The organism is Amycolatopsis sp. NPDC049253, assembly GCF_040678995.1.
In the GTDB taxonomy this organism is placed as follows: Bacteria; Actinomycetota; Actinomycetes; order Mycobacteriales; family Pseudonocardiaceae; genus Amycolatopsis.
In genome coordinates this window covers 73042-86502 of sequence record NZ_JBFAQX010000009.1, presented here as the reverse complement: position 1 = coordinate 86502, position 13461 = coordinate 73042, and the positions used below count along the sequence as shown (strand labels likewise).

The 13461-nt window shown below is 71.1% G+C and carries 13 protein-coding genes; 9 read left to right on the top strand and 4 right to left on the bottom strand.

The genetic code is table 11. From position 1 onward, the window contains the following. Positions 1–3 precede the first annotated feature (3 nt). From AB0K15_RS21820 to purE, 4 genes are all read left to right on the top strand, one after another. Positions 4–1614 (top strand): LuxR C-terminal-related transcriptional regulator, encoded by a 1611-nt coding sequence (locus AB0K15_RS21820; protein ID WP_364053185.1) that lies wholly within the window; start codon positions 4–6, stop codon positions 1612–1614. A gap of 99 nt (positions 1615–1713) precedes the next feature. Beyond that, positions 1714–2859: an NAD(P)-binding domain-containing protein gene (locus AB0K15_RS21815; RefSeq protein ID WP_364053182.1), complete on the top strand. Its 1146-nt coding sequence runs from the start codon at positions 1714–1716 to the stop codon at positions 2857–2859. A gap of 50 nt (positions 2860–2909) precedes the next feature. Then, positions 2910–4094, top strand: coding sequence for a 5-(carboxyamino)imidazole ribonucleotide synthase (locus AB0K15_RS21810; protein WP_364053179.1), 1185 nt, complete (start codon positions 2910–2912; stop codon positions 4092–4094). A 30-nt stretch (positions 4095–4124) separates the two neighbouring features. Next, a complete protein-coding gene (gene purE / locus AB0K15_RS21805) occupies positions 4125–4622 on the top strand; it encodes a 5-(carboxyamino)imidazole ribonucleotide mutase (protein WP_364053176.1) in 498 nt (165 codons plus the stop codon). 1 nt (position 4623) lies between these two features. Here purE and AB0K15_RS21800 read toward each other — a convergent pair whose 3' ends face one another. Next, positions 4624–6288, bottom strand: coding sequence for an AMP-binding protein (locus AB0K15_RS21800; RefSeq protein WP_364053173.1), 1665 nt, complete (start codon positions 6286–6288; stop codon positions 4624–4626). A gap of 105 nt (positions 6289–6393) precedes the next feature. Between AB0K15_RS21800 and AB0K15_RS21795 the strand changes: the two genes are divergently transcribed. Next, a complete protein-coding gene (locus AB0K15_RS21795; RefSeq protein WP_364053170.1) occupies positions 6394–7560 on the top strand; it encodes an acyl-CoA dehydrogenase family protein in 1167 nt (388 codons plus the stop codon). 49 nt (positions 7561–7609) lie between these two features. Here AB0K15_RS21795 and AB0K15_RS21790 read toward each other — a convergent pair whose 3' ends face one another. Then, a complete protein-coding gene (locus AB0K15_RS21790; RefSeq protein WP_364053167.1) occupies positions 7610–8284 on the bottom strand; it encodes a helix-turn-helix transcriptional regulator in 675 nt (224 codons plus the stop codon). Between the two features lie 284 nt (positions 8285–8568). Here AB0K15_RS21790 and AB0K15_RS21785 point away from each other — a divergent pair, with 284 nt between their 5' ends. After that, positions 8569–9114 (top strand): tetratricopeptide repeat protein, encoded by a 546-nt coding sequence (locus AB0K15_RS21785; protein WP_364053835.1) that lies wholly within the window; start codon positions 8569–8571, stop codon positions 9112–9114. Here AB0K15_RS21785 and AB0K15_RS21780 read toward each other — a convergent pair. After that, on the bottom strand, positions 9111–9953 hold the full coding sequence (locus AB0K15_RS21780) for a helix-turn-helix transcriptional regulator (protein ID WP_364053164.1): 843 nt from the start codon (positions 9951–9953) through the stop codon (positions 9111–9113). The genes AB0K15_RS21785 and AB0K15_RS21780 overlap by 4 nt on opposite strands. A gap of 104 nt (positions 9954–10057) precedes the next feature. Here AB0K15_RS21780 and AB0K15_RS21775 point away from each other — a divergent pair, with 104 nt between their 5' ends. Continuing rightward, entirely contained in the window at positions 10058–11074 is a 1017-nt protein-coding gene (locus AB0K15_RS21775) for an aldo/keto reductase (protein ID WP_364053161.1), read from the top strand. 41 nt (positions 11075–11115) lie between these two features. On the opposite strand, the gene AB0K15_RS21770 is transcribed toward AB0K15_RS21775, so the two are convergent. Next, positions 11116–11661, bottom strand: a complete 546-nt coding sequence (locus AB0K15_RS21770) for a QsdR family transcriptional regulator (protein WP_364053158.1) — start codon at positions 11659–11661, stop codon at positions 11116–11118. A gap of 83 nt (positions 11662–11744) precedes the next feature. On the opposite strand from AB0K15_RS21770, the gene AB0K15_RS21765 reads away from it, so the two are divergent. Beyond that, positions 11745–12539: an alpha/beta hydrolase gene (locus AB0K15_RS21765; protein ID WP_364053155.1), complete on the top strand. Its 795-nt coding sequence runs from the start codon at positions 11745–11747 to the stop codon at positions 12537–12539. Between the two features lie 122 nt (positions 12540–12661). Further along, positions 12662–13450, top strand: a complete 789-nt coding sequence (locus AB0K15_RS21760; protein WP_364053152.1) for an alpha/beta hydrolase — start codon at positions 12662–12664, stop codon at positions 13448–13450. Positions 13451–13461: the final 11 nt, after the last annotated feature.

Genomic DNA, 13461 nt, shown 5'->3' with positions numbered 1-13461 from the left:
TGCATGGCGGTGGTGAACGGCGAGGCGGCCGAGCGGGCCTTCGCCGGACAGGCGTGGCGGGAGGTGTACACACGGCTCACCGAAGGCCGTGCGGCACTGGCCGCGGACGATCTCGTACGCCTTTCGACGGCGGCTTATCTGCTCGGGCACGACGACGAGAGTTTCGAATCGCGGGAGCGCGCGTATCTCGAGTACGTGCGCGGCGCCTGCCCGGCCGAGGCTGCCCGGTGTGCGTTCTTCCTGGCCCTGCCCTTGCTGTTGCGCGGTGAGCCGGCGCGGGCGAACGGCTGGCTGGCGCGGGCCCGGCGGCTGCTCGACGACCACGGGCTGGACTGCGTCGAACGGGGTTACCTCCTGGTCCCGGTCGGCCTGCAGCGCATCCACGGCGGCGACACGCGGGGCGCACACGACGCGTTCACCTCCGCGGTGGAGTTCGCTTCCCGCTTCGGCGACGCGGACCTGCTGGCGCTGGGCCGGCACGCGCAGGGCCGGGCCCTGATCAAGCTGCACCGCACCGCCGAAGGGCTGGCCCTGCTCGACGAGGCGATGGTCTCGGTGACCTCGGGCGAGGTGTCACCGATCCCCGCCGGGGTCGTCTACTGCAGCGCGATCGAAGGCTGCCACGAGGTTTTCGACGTCATCCGGGCGCAGGAGTGGACGGCGTCGCTGAGCGCCTGGTGCGCGGCGCAGCCGGACCTGGTGCTGTTCCGCGGCCAGTGCCTGGTGCACCGCTCGCAGGTGCTGCAGGCGCTCGGCGCGTGGCCGGAAGCGCTGGCGGAGGCCCGCCGCGCCGGTGAGCGGCTGTCGGGCCCACGCCGGCAGCCGGCGCTCGGCATGGCGCTGTACCAGGAAGCCGAGCTGCGGCGGCTGCGCGGCGAGCTCGCCGCGGCCGACGACGGATACCGGAAAGCCGGCGAGTACGGCCATCCCACCCAACCCGGCTGCGCGCTGCTGCGCCTGGCCCAGGGCCGGACGGCGGCGGCTGTCTCGGCCATCGGCCACGCCGTGGTCGAGGCGGCGGACGACCACCTCGTGCGCGCCCGGATGCTCGCGGCGCAGGTGGAGATCGTGCTGGCTGCCGGAGAGCCGGGGGCCGCCCGCGGCGCGGCCGACGAGCTGACGGCGATCGCGGCCGAGATCGGGATGCCGCTGCTGCGGGCGACGGCCGCGCACGCACGGGGCTCGGTGCTGCTGGCGGAGGGCGATCCCTCGGCCGCGCTCGGCGAGCTTCGCGCCGCGTGCGACGCGTGGGCCGAGCTGGACGCGCCGTACGACGGGGCTCGCACGCGCCTGCTCATCGGCCGGGCCCGGCAGCAGACGGGTGACGCCGACGCCGCCGAAGTGGACTTCGCCACCGCGCGCGAGGTCCTGCACCGCCTCGGCGCCGGCATCAGCACTCCGCCGGGCCCGCCTGCCTCGCCGACCTCGCTGACCGACCGGGAACTGCAGGTGCTGGCGCTGGTGGCCGAGGGGCTGTCGAACCGGCAGATCGCGGCACGGCTGGTGATCAGCGAACACACCGTGCGCCGGCACCTGCAGAACGTGTTCGCGAAGCTCGGCGTGCCCTCGCGCGCCGCCGCGGCCACCCACGCGGTGCAGCAGCACCTCATCTGAGTGGTACGGACGGACCATCCCGCCCCGGGCGAAGTGGTACGGCTGTTCGATGCCGTCCGCGCCACCGGCTCCTAACGTGCTGGTCAGGAGGTGCACCTCATGAACGAGCACGAGCGCACCGAGACCGTGGTCATCGGGGCGGGGCAAGCGGGGCTGTCGGCCGGTTACCACCTCGCGCGGCGGGACCGCGACTTCGTGGTCCTCGACGGCAACGACCGGATCGGGGACAACTGGCGCTGCCACTGGGACACGCTGCGGTTGTTCACCCCGGCCTTGGCGGCGGGGCTGCCCGGGATGGCCTACCCGGGGCCGCCGATGCACTACGCGACCAAGGACGAGATGGCCGGCTACCTCGAGACCTACGCGCGCAGGTTCGCGCTGCCCGTGAGGGGTGGGCAGCGCGTGGCGCGGGTGTCGCGAACCGGGGCCGGGTTCGAAGTGAGCACCGGGACCACGACGTTCACGTGCGACAACGTGGTGGTCGCGACGGGTACGTTCGGCCGCGCGCCGCGCGTTCCGGAGTTCGCCGGCGGGCTCGACCCCGGGATCCAGCAGCTGCACTCCAGCGAGTACCGCAACCCGGCGCAGCTCGAGCCCGGGCCGGTGCTGGTCGTCGGGGCGTCGCACTCGGGCGGCGACATCGCCTTCGAGGCCGCCCGGGCGGGTCACCGGGTGGTGCTCAGCGGGCCGATCCGCGGGGAGCTCCCGTTCGACATCGACCGGCGCCCGGCGCGGGTCCTCTTCCCGGTGCTGTTCTTCGCGGCCAAGCACATCCTGACCATGCGGACGCCGTGGGGCCGGAAGATGCGGTCGGAGATCCGGACGCACGGCGGGCCGCTCATCCGGATCAAGCGCGCCGACCTGGTCCGCGAGGGCGTCGAGCACGTCGCCGACCGCACGACCGGCGTCCGCGCCGGTGCGCCCGTCCTCGCCGACGGCCGGGTGCTCGACGTCGCCAACGTCGTGTGGTGCACCGGGTTCCGCCAGGACTTCTCCTGGATCGACCCGCCGGTCACGGACGAGTCGGGCTGGCCGCGCGAGGAGCGCGGCGTGGCGACCACGGCACCGGGCCTGTACTTCGTGGGGCTGTCGTTCCAGTGGGCGTTCTCGTCGATGCTCGTCGGTGGCGCCGGCCGCGACGCCGAGTACGTCGTGAAGCACTTGACCGCGCGTACCGAGGCGGCGGCCGGGGAGCGAATCGGACGTGCGCGGCTGGGCGCGGGTGCCGGTGGCGCAGGTCACTGAGCCGGTACCCGCAGCTCCGCCAGGTCTCGCCCAGTAATCTGATCGGCGCTATGGACAAACGAACCGGTCTTCCCGTGGTGGGCATGGTGGGCGGTGGGCAGCTGGCCCGCATGACGCACCAGGCGGCGATCTCCCTCGGTCAGTCGCTGAGGGTCCTGTCGGCGAGTGCGGACGATTCGGCCGCGCTCGTGGCGTCCGACGTGGTCATCGGGCACCACACGGATCTCGAGGCGCTGCGGAAGTTCGCGCAGGGTGTCGACGTGCTCACGTTCGACCACGAGCACGTGCCCGGCGAGCACCTGCTGACGCTCGTGATGGAGGGCGTCGTGGTGCGGCCGGCGCCGTCGGCGCTCGGGTTCGCGCAGAACAAGCTCGTGATGCGCGAGATGATGGCCGGCATGGAGGTGCTCGGGCCCGCGTTCGCCGAGGTGTCCACTGTGGACGACGTGATCGGCTTCGGCGCGGCGCACCGGTGGCCGGTGGTCCTCAAGGCCGCCAGCGGCGGGTACGACGGCCGCGGCGTCTGGATGCTCGACACTGCGCAGCAGGCGCGCGAGGTGGTGCCGCGGCTGCTCGACGCGGGCACGGCGCTGCTGGTCGAGGAGAAGGTCGAGATGAAGCGCGAGCTGGCGGCGCTGGTCGCCCGCTCGCCGTTCGGCCAGGGTGCCGCGTACCCGGTGGTCGAGACGGTGCAGACCGGCGGCATCAACACCGAGGTCCTGGCCCCCGCGCCCGGCCTGTCCGAGGAGCGCGTGCACGAAGCGCAGGACCTTGCGTTGCGCATCGCGTCGATGCTGGACGTCACGGGGTTGCTGGCCGTCGAGCTGTTCGAGACGGAGCGGGGCTTGCTCGTGAACGAGCTCGCCATGCGCCCCCACAACTCCGGCCACTGGACGATGGACGGCGCGCGCACGTCGCAGTTCGAGCAGCACCTGCGCGGCGTGCTCGACTACCCGCTGGGCCGCACCGACCTCGTCGCGCCGGCGTGTGTGATGGCCAACGTGCTCGGCGCCGACGTCGCGCCGCAGATGAGCCCGGATGAGCGCGTGCACCACCTGTTCGCGCGCTACCCCGAGGTGAAGATCCACCTGTACGGCAAGCAGGACCGGCCCGGCCGCAAGCTCGGCCACGTCAACTTCGTCGGCGAGAACATGGACGACCTGCGCAACCGCGCGCTGCTGTCAGCCCACTGGCTGTCCCACGCCGTCTGGCTCGACGGCTACGAGATCCACTGAGATCCACTGAGTCCACTGAAGGGAACACATATGGCGCCGCAGGTGGGCGTGATCATGGGCAGCGACTCCGACTGGCCCGTCATGGAGGCCGCCGGCCAGGCCCTGGCCGAGTTCGGCGTGGAGTACGAGGTCGGCGTCTACTCCGCCCACCGCACGCCGCAGCGCATGCTGGACTACGCCACGTCCGCCGCTTCCCGCGGCCTGCGCGCCATCATCGCCGGCGCCGGCGGTGCGGCCCACCTGCCCGGCATGGTCGCCTCCGCCACCGTGCTGCCCGTCATCGGCGTCCCGGTGCCGCTGAAGTACCTCGACGGCCTCGACTCGCTGCTGTCCATCGTCCAGATGCCCGCCGGCATCCCCGTCGCCACGGTCTCCGTCGGCGGCGCGCGCAACGCCGGCCTCCTCGCCGTGCGCATCCTGGCGGCTTCGGACCTGCAGCTGCAGTCGAAGCTGGCGGAGTTCCAGTCCAGCCTGGAGACGCTGGTGCTGGAGAAGGACGCGGCGCTGCGCGAGAAGGCCGGCCAGTAGCTCAGGGCAGCTGCCTGCGCAGCTCCCGCTTCAGCACCTTCCCGGCCGCCGACACCGGGATCTCGTCGACGAAGTACAGCTCCCGGATCCGCTTGTACGGCACCACCTTCTCGTTCACCGCGGCGATCAGCCCCTCGGCGGTCAGGCCGGCGTCCGGCTGCCCCACCACGAACGCGACGGGCAGCTCGCCGACGTCGGCCTGCGGACGGCCGACCACCGCGGCCGTCGCGACGCCCGGCAGCGCGATGAGCAGCTCTTCGAGCTCGCGCGGGAAGACGTTGTACCCCTTGTACAGCAGCATGTCCTTCTTGCGGTCCACAATGGACAGGTACCCGTCCTCGTCGAGCACGCCGATGTCGCCGGTGTGCAGCCAGCCGCCGACGAGCGCCGCGGCCGTTTCGTCCGGCCGGTTGCGGTATCCGCGCATCATCTGCGGCCCCCGCAGGCACACTTCGCCCTCGACGCCGGCGGGCAAGGGGGCCTCGTCGAGGCCCACGATCTTCACCTCCGTGTCGAAGATCGGCCCGCCGACGGAGCCGACCTTGCGCACACCCGAGCGGTACGACGGCGAGATCACCGCGCCCATCGTCATTTCGGTCAGGCCGTAGCCCTCGGCGATCACGACGCCGGGGAAGCGCTCGTGGAGCGCGCGGATCATCTCGTGGTTCATCGGCGCCGCGCCGGAGCCGATGCTGCGCACGGACGACAGGTCGGCCGTGTGGAACGCGGGCGTCGCCAGCAGCGCGGCGAACAGCGCGGGCGCGCCGCCGAGTGACGTCACGCGCAGGCGTTCGGCGTCGGCGACGTACGCGGCCGGGTCGAAGCGCGCGTGCAGCACGGTGTGGGAGCCGCTGAGCAGGACGGCGTTGAGGCCGGCGATCACGCCCATCGCGTGGAACCAGGGCGTCAGGTTGATCGCGACACCGGTGCCGAGGCGTCCGGGCCACTCGTCCTCGCTGCCGATCTGGTCGAGGATCACGTCACCGTGCGTGTCCAGCGCCGGGACGGAACCGCTGCTCCAGCACGCGCTCTGCAGCGTGTTGGCCACGATGTTGCGGTGCGTGAGCTCCACGCCCTTCGACCGGCCGGTCGTGCCGCCGGTGTAGGCGAGGTGCGCGAGGTCGTGGTGGACGTCGATGGCCACGTCGGGCCGGGTGGCCGGCGCTTCGGCGAAGAACTGCTTGAACTCCACGACGTCGTCGGACCAGGCCGGCGCGCTCGGCGCGACGACGATGGTCAGCCGGGCCGGGATCCGGTCCGCTACGGCGGCCACGGTGCCCGCGACCGGCCCGAACGTGACCACGGCGGCGGCTTCGCAGTCGGTGAGCTGGAAGGCCAGGTCGTCGGGCGGGAGCAGCGGGTTCGTCGGGCTGAAGGTCGCGCCGGCGAGCAGGGTGCCGTAGTAGGCGACGGGGTAGGCGAGGCAGTTGGGCAGGTGGATCGCGACGACGTCGCCGTGGCCGATGCCGCGGGCGAGCAGGGCGTTGGCGAACTTGCACGCGCCTGCATACGTTTCGGTGAAGGTGAGGCTGTCGTCGCCCATGGCGAACGCGGTGCGATCACCGAAGCGGGCGGCGGCGCCGGCGAGTATCGAACCCACTGGAACTTCGGGGTAAGTGAGGGAAGCGGGCAATCCGGGCGGCGGCGTCGACGCGGTGATGGCCATCACCCGACCTTACGAAGAGTGCGGCCAAGGACACAAGAACGAGCTGCGCGCCCGGCGTGAACGAGCGCTAACATCGACAAAACTCTCCCCATTGCTGCAGAGAAGGTGACGGAAGTGGCCGAGGGCCTGTACCAGCTTGCCGAGGAGCACGAGGAGCTGCGGGCCGCGGTCCGGGCTCTGGCCGAGAAGCAGATCGCGCCGTACGCGGCCGAGGTCGACGAGAACGAGCGGTTCCCGACCGAGGCGCTGGAGGCTCTGACCAAGTCGGGCTTCAACGCCGTGCACATCGGTGAGGAGTACGACGGCCAGGGTGCCGACGCCGTGGGCGCCTGCATCGTGATCGAGGAGGTCGCGCGGGTCGACGCGTCGGCGTCGCTGATCCCGGCGGTGAACAAGCTGGGCACGCAGCCGATCATCCTGTCGGCCTCGGAAGAGCTGAAGAAGATCGTGCTGCCGTCGATCGCGCGGGGCGAGGCGATGGCGTCGTACGCGCTGTCGGAGCGCGAAGCCGGCTCGGACACCGCGTCGATGCGTGCGCGGGCGAAGCTCGACGGTGATCACTGGGTGCTCAACGGCACGAAGGCGTGGATCACCAACGCGGGTGAATCTTCGTGGTACACGGTGATGGCCGTGAGCGACCCGGACGCGGAGAAGAAGTCCAACGGTATTTCCGCGTTCGTCGTGCACAAGGACGACCCGGGCTTCTCCGTGGGGCCGAAGGAGCGCAAGCTCGGCATCAAGGGCTCGCCGACGCGCGAGATCTACTTCGAGAACTGCACGATCCCGGCCGAGCGCATCATCGGCGAACCGGGCACGGGGCTGAAGACCGCGCTGAAGACGCTCGACCACACGCGCCCGACCATCGGCGCGCAGGCGCTGGGCATCGCGCAGGGTGCCCTGGACGCCGCGATCGCGTACGTCAAGGACCGCAAGCAGTTCGGCAAGTCGATCTCCGAGTTCCAGGGCGTGCAGTTCATGCTCGCCGACATGGGCACGAAGATCGAGGCGGCCCGCCACCTCGTTTACGCCTCCGCCGCCGCTTCCGAGCGCGGCGACAAGCGCGCGGGCTTCATGGCGTCGGCCGCGAAGGCCTACGCGTCCGACATCGCGATGTCGGTGACCACCGACGCCGTGCAGCTGTTCGGCGGCGCCGGCTACACCCGCGACTTCCCGGTCGAGCGCATGATGCGCGACGCGAAGATCACGCAGATCTACGAAGGCACCAACCAGATCCAGCGCATGGTGATGGCCCGGGCGCTGCTCAAGGGTTGAGTTTCCTGGTTGTCGGCCCGCGCACCCTTCTCCGGGTGCGCGGGCTTTTTCATTGGCGTCGCCAGCCGGCGCGGATCTTGGCGGCGTCTTCGATCCGGTAGAGGACGTCGAGGCAGATCAGTTCTTTTTCTTCGAGCTGCAGCAGTCTCGACTCGGTTTCGGGGTCGGTCGCGTCGGCGTTCTTCGCCAGGTTGATCCGCTGGTGTTTGAACGATTCCCGCTGTTCGCTCCAGGCGTCGGCCAGGCGGTGCAGATCTCGCGCGGTGTAGCGCAGGATCTCTTGCAGGCTGGGGACTTCACGCTCGACGAAGCGGCTTTGCAGCGTGCGGACTTTTTCCTCGGCATCGTCGCGGTGACGGTTGGCGGTGTCGGCGGCGTCGGTCGCGGATTCCAGCTCTTCTGTCGCGTGGGACAGTTGCTCGAACAGGCTCGAGCGCGCGGGCAGGACCATGTTCGCGAGCGATGTGTTGAGGACCTTCGCGATGGCGACGGCTTCGCTGAGACGAATTGTCCGCCCGGTGGTCCCGTCGGCGTGTTTCTCGATGCGGGTGATGGCCGTGCTGTCGAGCTGGATGCCCACTCGTTCCAGCTTCTTCGCCAGCCCTGCCTGGGACACGCCCAGTTCTTCTCTCAGCGCCCGCAAGTTCAGGGCGAAGGCGCGCTCGGCTTGGGCGCCGATGGCGTCGCCGGGCGCTTCGCGCTGCGGTTCCGGGTGATCCTGCACGAGGAGCAGTGTAGTGCTTGACGCGCAGCGCCGCTTGAGGCACGCTGGGTGACAGCGGTGCTGATGGAGCACTGTGCTGCACGAGGAGCACTGGATGAGTCTCCGCGACGGCCGGGTGGCCTCCGGTGGGTCGGTCGCTGGGCGGGAGAGGGATGGCGTTTGCGGAAGAAGCGCTCGCTGCGTTTCGGTGAGGGCAGACGGCGGTTGTCGAGCGGTTGAGTCGCGCGGAGCTCGGGCGGGCGAAGGCCGCGGGTGACGCCGCCGGCGAGGTCGAGGCGCTGTGCATGTTGGCCAGGGTTGCCGTGCGGAGTGGGGACTTGGCCGGGTGCCGGGAACTGGCCGTGGAGGCGCTCGAGGTCGCGCGCCGGGATGGTGATTCCGCGTTGGAGCGGGGGCCAGTGCATGTGCTGGCGGCGGTCGCTCGGATGAGGGGCGAGCCGGAGGAAGCGCGGGAGTTGTTCGCGCGGAGCATCGCGTTGCGGGAGGGGGCGGGGCTGGCTGATCTCGTGGTCTGGGAGCAGCTGAACCTCGGGTACGTGGAGCTGGAGGCGGGCGACGTCGACCGGGCGCGGGAGTTGTTCGAGGGAGTTCGGCGGTACGCGGGGGAGCACGGCGTCGGTGACCTGGTGCCGTACGGCGTGCTCGCGAGTGCCGTGCTGGCGGAGCGGGATGGGGACGCCGCAGGGGCCGTGCGGCTGCTGGCGGAAGTGGAGCGGGTGTTGCGGGAGCGGGGTCAGGTGCTCGATCCCGACGACGCCGAGGTGTGGGAGGCGTTGCGCGCACGTCTGGTCGCGACCCAGGGAGAGGAGGAGCACTCGAGGGGAAGCTAACCGTCCACTTTGGCCGGTGACATCCAGCTCGCCAGGAGGCGCAGGCGTTCCTCGGAAGGGGAGCCCGGCTCGACGGTCGTGATGCCGAGGGTTTGCTCGGGGTCGTCGACGGGGGTCATGGCTTCGTAGCCGAGGGTCAGCTCGCCGACGAGCGGGTGGTGGTAGTGCTTGACGCCGTGGGTGCGTTCGAAGACGTCGTGGTCGGCCCACCAGCGGCGGAAGTCCTGGTCGCGCAGGGAGAGTTCGCCGATGAGCTCCGCGAGCGCGGGGTCGTGGGGGTAACGGCCGGCGTAGAGGTGGAGGGTGGCGACGACGCCGCGGGCGGCGCTTTCCCAGTCGGTGTAGAGGCCGCGGACGGTGTCGTCGAGGAAGATGAGCCGGGCCATGTTGCGGGAGCGAGGCGCGAGGGCGTCGAAGTCGGTGTAGAGGGCGCCGGCGAGGCGGTTGGCGGCGAGCACGTCCATGCGGCGGCCCAGCACGATGGCCGGCACGTGGTGGAGGCTGTCGAGCACGAGCTGCAGGCCCGGGCGCACGCGCTGGGGCGGCAGGGGCCGCGGCCGGGAGCGCGTGGGCTTGGCGAGGGTGAACAGGTGGGTGCGCTCGAGGTCGTTGAGCTGCAGGGCGCGGGAGATGGCGTCGAGGACGGACTCGGAGACGTTGAGGTTGCGGCCGCGTTCGAGGCGGACGTAGTAGTCCACGCTGACGCCGGCGAGCTGTGCGACCTCCTCGCGGCGGAGGCCGGGCACGCGCCGGGCGCCGGGGTGCGGGGTGAGGCCCGCGTCGGCGGGGGTGATCTTCGCGCGGCGCGAGCGCAGGAAGTCCCGGAGTTGCTCGCTCATGCGACCCAGCGTAAGGCCGATCGCCGCCCCGAGAGGGGGTCTGCTGGACCCCCGGTCGAGGGAGTCCTCTCACCTCGGGCGCGAACGGTGGTTGCGTGGGAACCATGAAACGACGCATTCTCGGCGGCACCGGCATCTCCGTGAGCGAATACGCGCTCGGCACGATGATGTTCGGCGCCATGGGCAACACCGACCACGACGAGTCGGTGCGGATGATCCACGGGGCGATCGACGCCGGCATCAACTTCCTCGACACGGCCGACGTCTACTCGGCCGGGGAGTCGGAGGAGATCGTCGGCAAGGCGCTCGCGGGGCGGCGCGACAACGTGGTGCTGGCGACGAAGTTCGGCCTGCCCATGGGCGAGGACCCGAACCAGCGCGGCGGCTCACCGCGCTGGGTCAAGCGCGCGCTGGAGGACAGCCTGCGCCGCCTCGGCACCGACTACGTGGACCTCTACCAGCTGCACCGGCCCGACCCGGACACCGACATCGACGAGACGCTCGGCGCGCTGTCGGACCTCGTGCGCGAGGGCAAGGTGCGGGCGATCGGCAGCTCGTTCTTCTCGCCGGAGGAGACCGTGGAAGCGCAGTGGATGGCCGACCGCCGCGGCCACCACCGGTTCCGCACCGAGCAGCCGCCGTACTCGATCCTCACACGCGGCGTCGAGCAGCGCGTGCTGCCGACCGCGCAGCGCTACGGCATGGGCGTGCTCACGTTCGGCCCGCTCAACTCCGGCTGGCTCTCCGGCCGCGCCGACCCGACGGCCGGGCACCGCAACGCCGGCCGCGGCGCGCAGATGTTCGACCTCTCGCGGCCGGGCGTGCGGGCGAAGGCCGACGCCGTGGCGGAGCTGACCAAGCTCGCCGCCGACACGGGGATCTCCGTGCCACACCTGGCGATCGCGTTCGTGCGGGCACACCCGGCGGTGACGTCGGTGCTGATCGGCCCGCGCCGGCCCGAGCACCTCACCGACCTGCTGGCCGGGGCCGACGTGGAGCTGAGCGACGACGTGCTCGACCGCATCGACGAGATCGTGCCGCCGGGGGTCGACGTGCACTCGGGCGACTTCTACATCAACCCCACGCCGGCGATTCTCGACAAGCGCCTGCGCCGCCGCTGATCAGCCGACGCTGATCACCGAGCTGGCGAAACGGCGGCGCGTCACTTCGCGGTGGCGAGCAGCAGCCCGATGACCTGCACGGCGTCGTCGAGCCGCGGTTCGCCGCCGAGGAGCTGGGAGTACATGAACGAGTCGCCGATGCGGATCACGGCCTGCGCGACGGCCGCCGTCGGGGCGTCGAAACGCAGGCCGTTGCGGTCGAGCAGCTCGGTGAACAGGCGCGCCGCCCGTGACTCGACCTCGCCGGGTGACATGATCACCTTCGCGAACAGCGCGGGGTCGCGCCGAGCGAGGTCCTTCAGCGGCGCGAGCGTGACGACGGTGCGCATGAACCGCTCCACCACCACCAGCGTGCGCGCGAGGCCCGGGGGACCGGTCACGTCGGCCTCGATCGCCAGGTAGGTCCGTTCGGTGCTGTCGGCGAGCACACGCCCGAGCAGCTGCTCGTGGTTGCCGACGCGGCGGTACAGCGTCGCGCGGCTCAAGCCGAGCTCGGTCGCGAGTGCCGACATGTCGATCGGCCGGCCGCGCAGGTACGCCTCGGTCGCCGCTCGGACGACGTCGTCGGTGGAGGGAGGGCCGGCCATCCGCGCAGTATGGCCGAGTCCGCTTGCCAAAACACCCTGAACGTGAGACAAAACGTCTGACTGTCTCAATGCGGAGGTGCGGTGTGGCCACGGTGACCGTGAACGGTGGGCAACAGGTCCACTACGTCGACCACGGTGGCGACGGCCCGGCCGTCGTGCTGCTGCACAGCTTCCTGATGGACGTCGACATGTGGCTCCCGCAGGTCGAAGCGTTCCGCGGTGACCACCGGCTGATCGCGATCGACGAGCGCGGCCACGGCGAAACCCCGGCGGACGGGCCCTTCGACTACTGGGACGTCGCCCGCGACGCGCTCGCGGTGCTCGACCACCTCGGCTTCGACCGCGCCGCCGTGATCGGCACCAGCCAGGGCGGGTTCGTCGGCCTGCGCATGGCGCTGCTCGCCCCCGAGCGCGTGACCGCGCTGGCCGTGCTCGGCACGTCGGCCGACGCCGAGCCCGATGAGGTCGCGGCCGTCTACCGGCAGCTCGGCGACGTGTGGGCGCAGGACGGCCCCGACGGCGTGATCGACGGCGTCGCCGCCATTTGCTTCGGCGACAGCTTCGACGCCGCGGGGTGGAAGACCAAGTGGCGCGAGCGCTATCAGGGTGAGCACGCCCGCCGGCTGATCGGCGTCCTCGCCGGCCGCGACAGCCTGCTCGACCGCCTCGGTGAGATCCAGACCCCGACGCTCGTCCTGCACGGCGCGGCCGACCGCGCGTACCCCGTCGAGAAGGCGGAGGAACTCGTCAACGGCCTGCCGAACGCCAAGCCGCTGGTCACGATCGTGGACGGCGCGCACTTCCTCAGCCTCACCCACGCCGCCGACGTCAACCCGCACCTCAAGGGTTTCCTCGCCGCGCACGCCGCCGTGCACTGACCCGCGCCGCGCCGGGAAACCGTGCCACCGTCGGGCATTCGGGTGAGGGTTTCCCTGCCTCTTGCCCGATCCGGGCGCACGTGAGACATGTGCCATGCTGGTCCCCAACGCGGAGGTGTCGGATGGCTACGGTGACCGTCAACGGTGGGCAGCAGGTCCACTTCGTCGACTACGGCGGTGACGGCCCCGCTGTCCTGCTGCTGCACAGCTTCCTGATGGACATCGACATGTGGGAGCCGCAGGTCCAGTCCTTCGGCGCGGACTACCGGCTCATCGCGATCGACGAACGCGGCCACGGCGGCACTCCGGCCGACGCGGACTTCGACTACTGGGACGTCGGCCGCGACGCGTTCGGTGTACTGGACCACCTCGGCATCGAGCGCGCCGCCGTGATCGGCACCAGCCAGGGCGGGTTCATCGCCCTGCGCATGGCGTTGCTCCAGCCCGAACGCGTGACCGCGCTGGCCGTGCTCGGCACGTCCGCGGAGAAGGAAGCCGAGGGCACCGCCACGGTCTACCGGCACCTGATCGCCGCCTGGCTCGACGCCGGGCCGGAGCCGCTGGTCGACGGTGTCGCCACCTTCTGCCTCGGCGACTACGAGGCGTCCGCCTGGAAGACGAAGTGGCTCGAGGTCCCGGGGGAGAAGTTCCAGCGGATCATGGAGACGCTCGTCAGCCGCGACAGCGTGCTCGAACGCGCGGGCGAGATCCAGATGCCGGTGCTCGTGCTGCACGGCAGCGGCGACAACGAGTACCCGATGGCCCGCGCCGAGTCGCTCGTGGCCGCGCTGCCCAACGCCGAACCGCTGGTCACGGTCGTGAGCGGTGCGCACTTCCTCAGCCTCACCCACGCGTCGGACGTGTACCCGCACCTGAAGAAGTTCCTCGAAGCCCACGCTGCGGGCAAGTAACCCACTTGGAG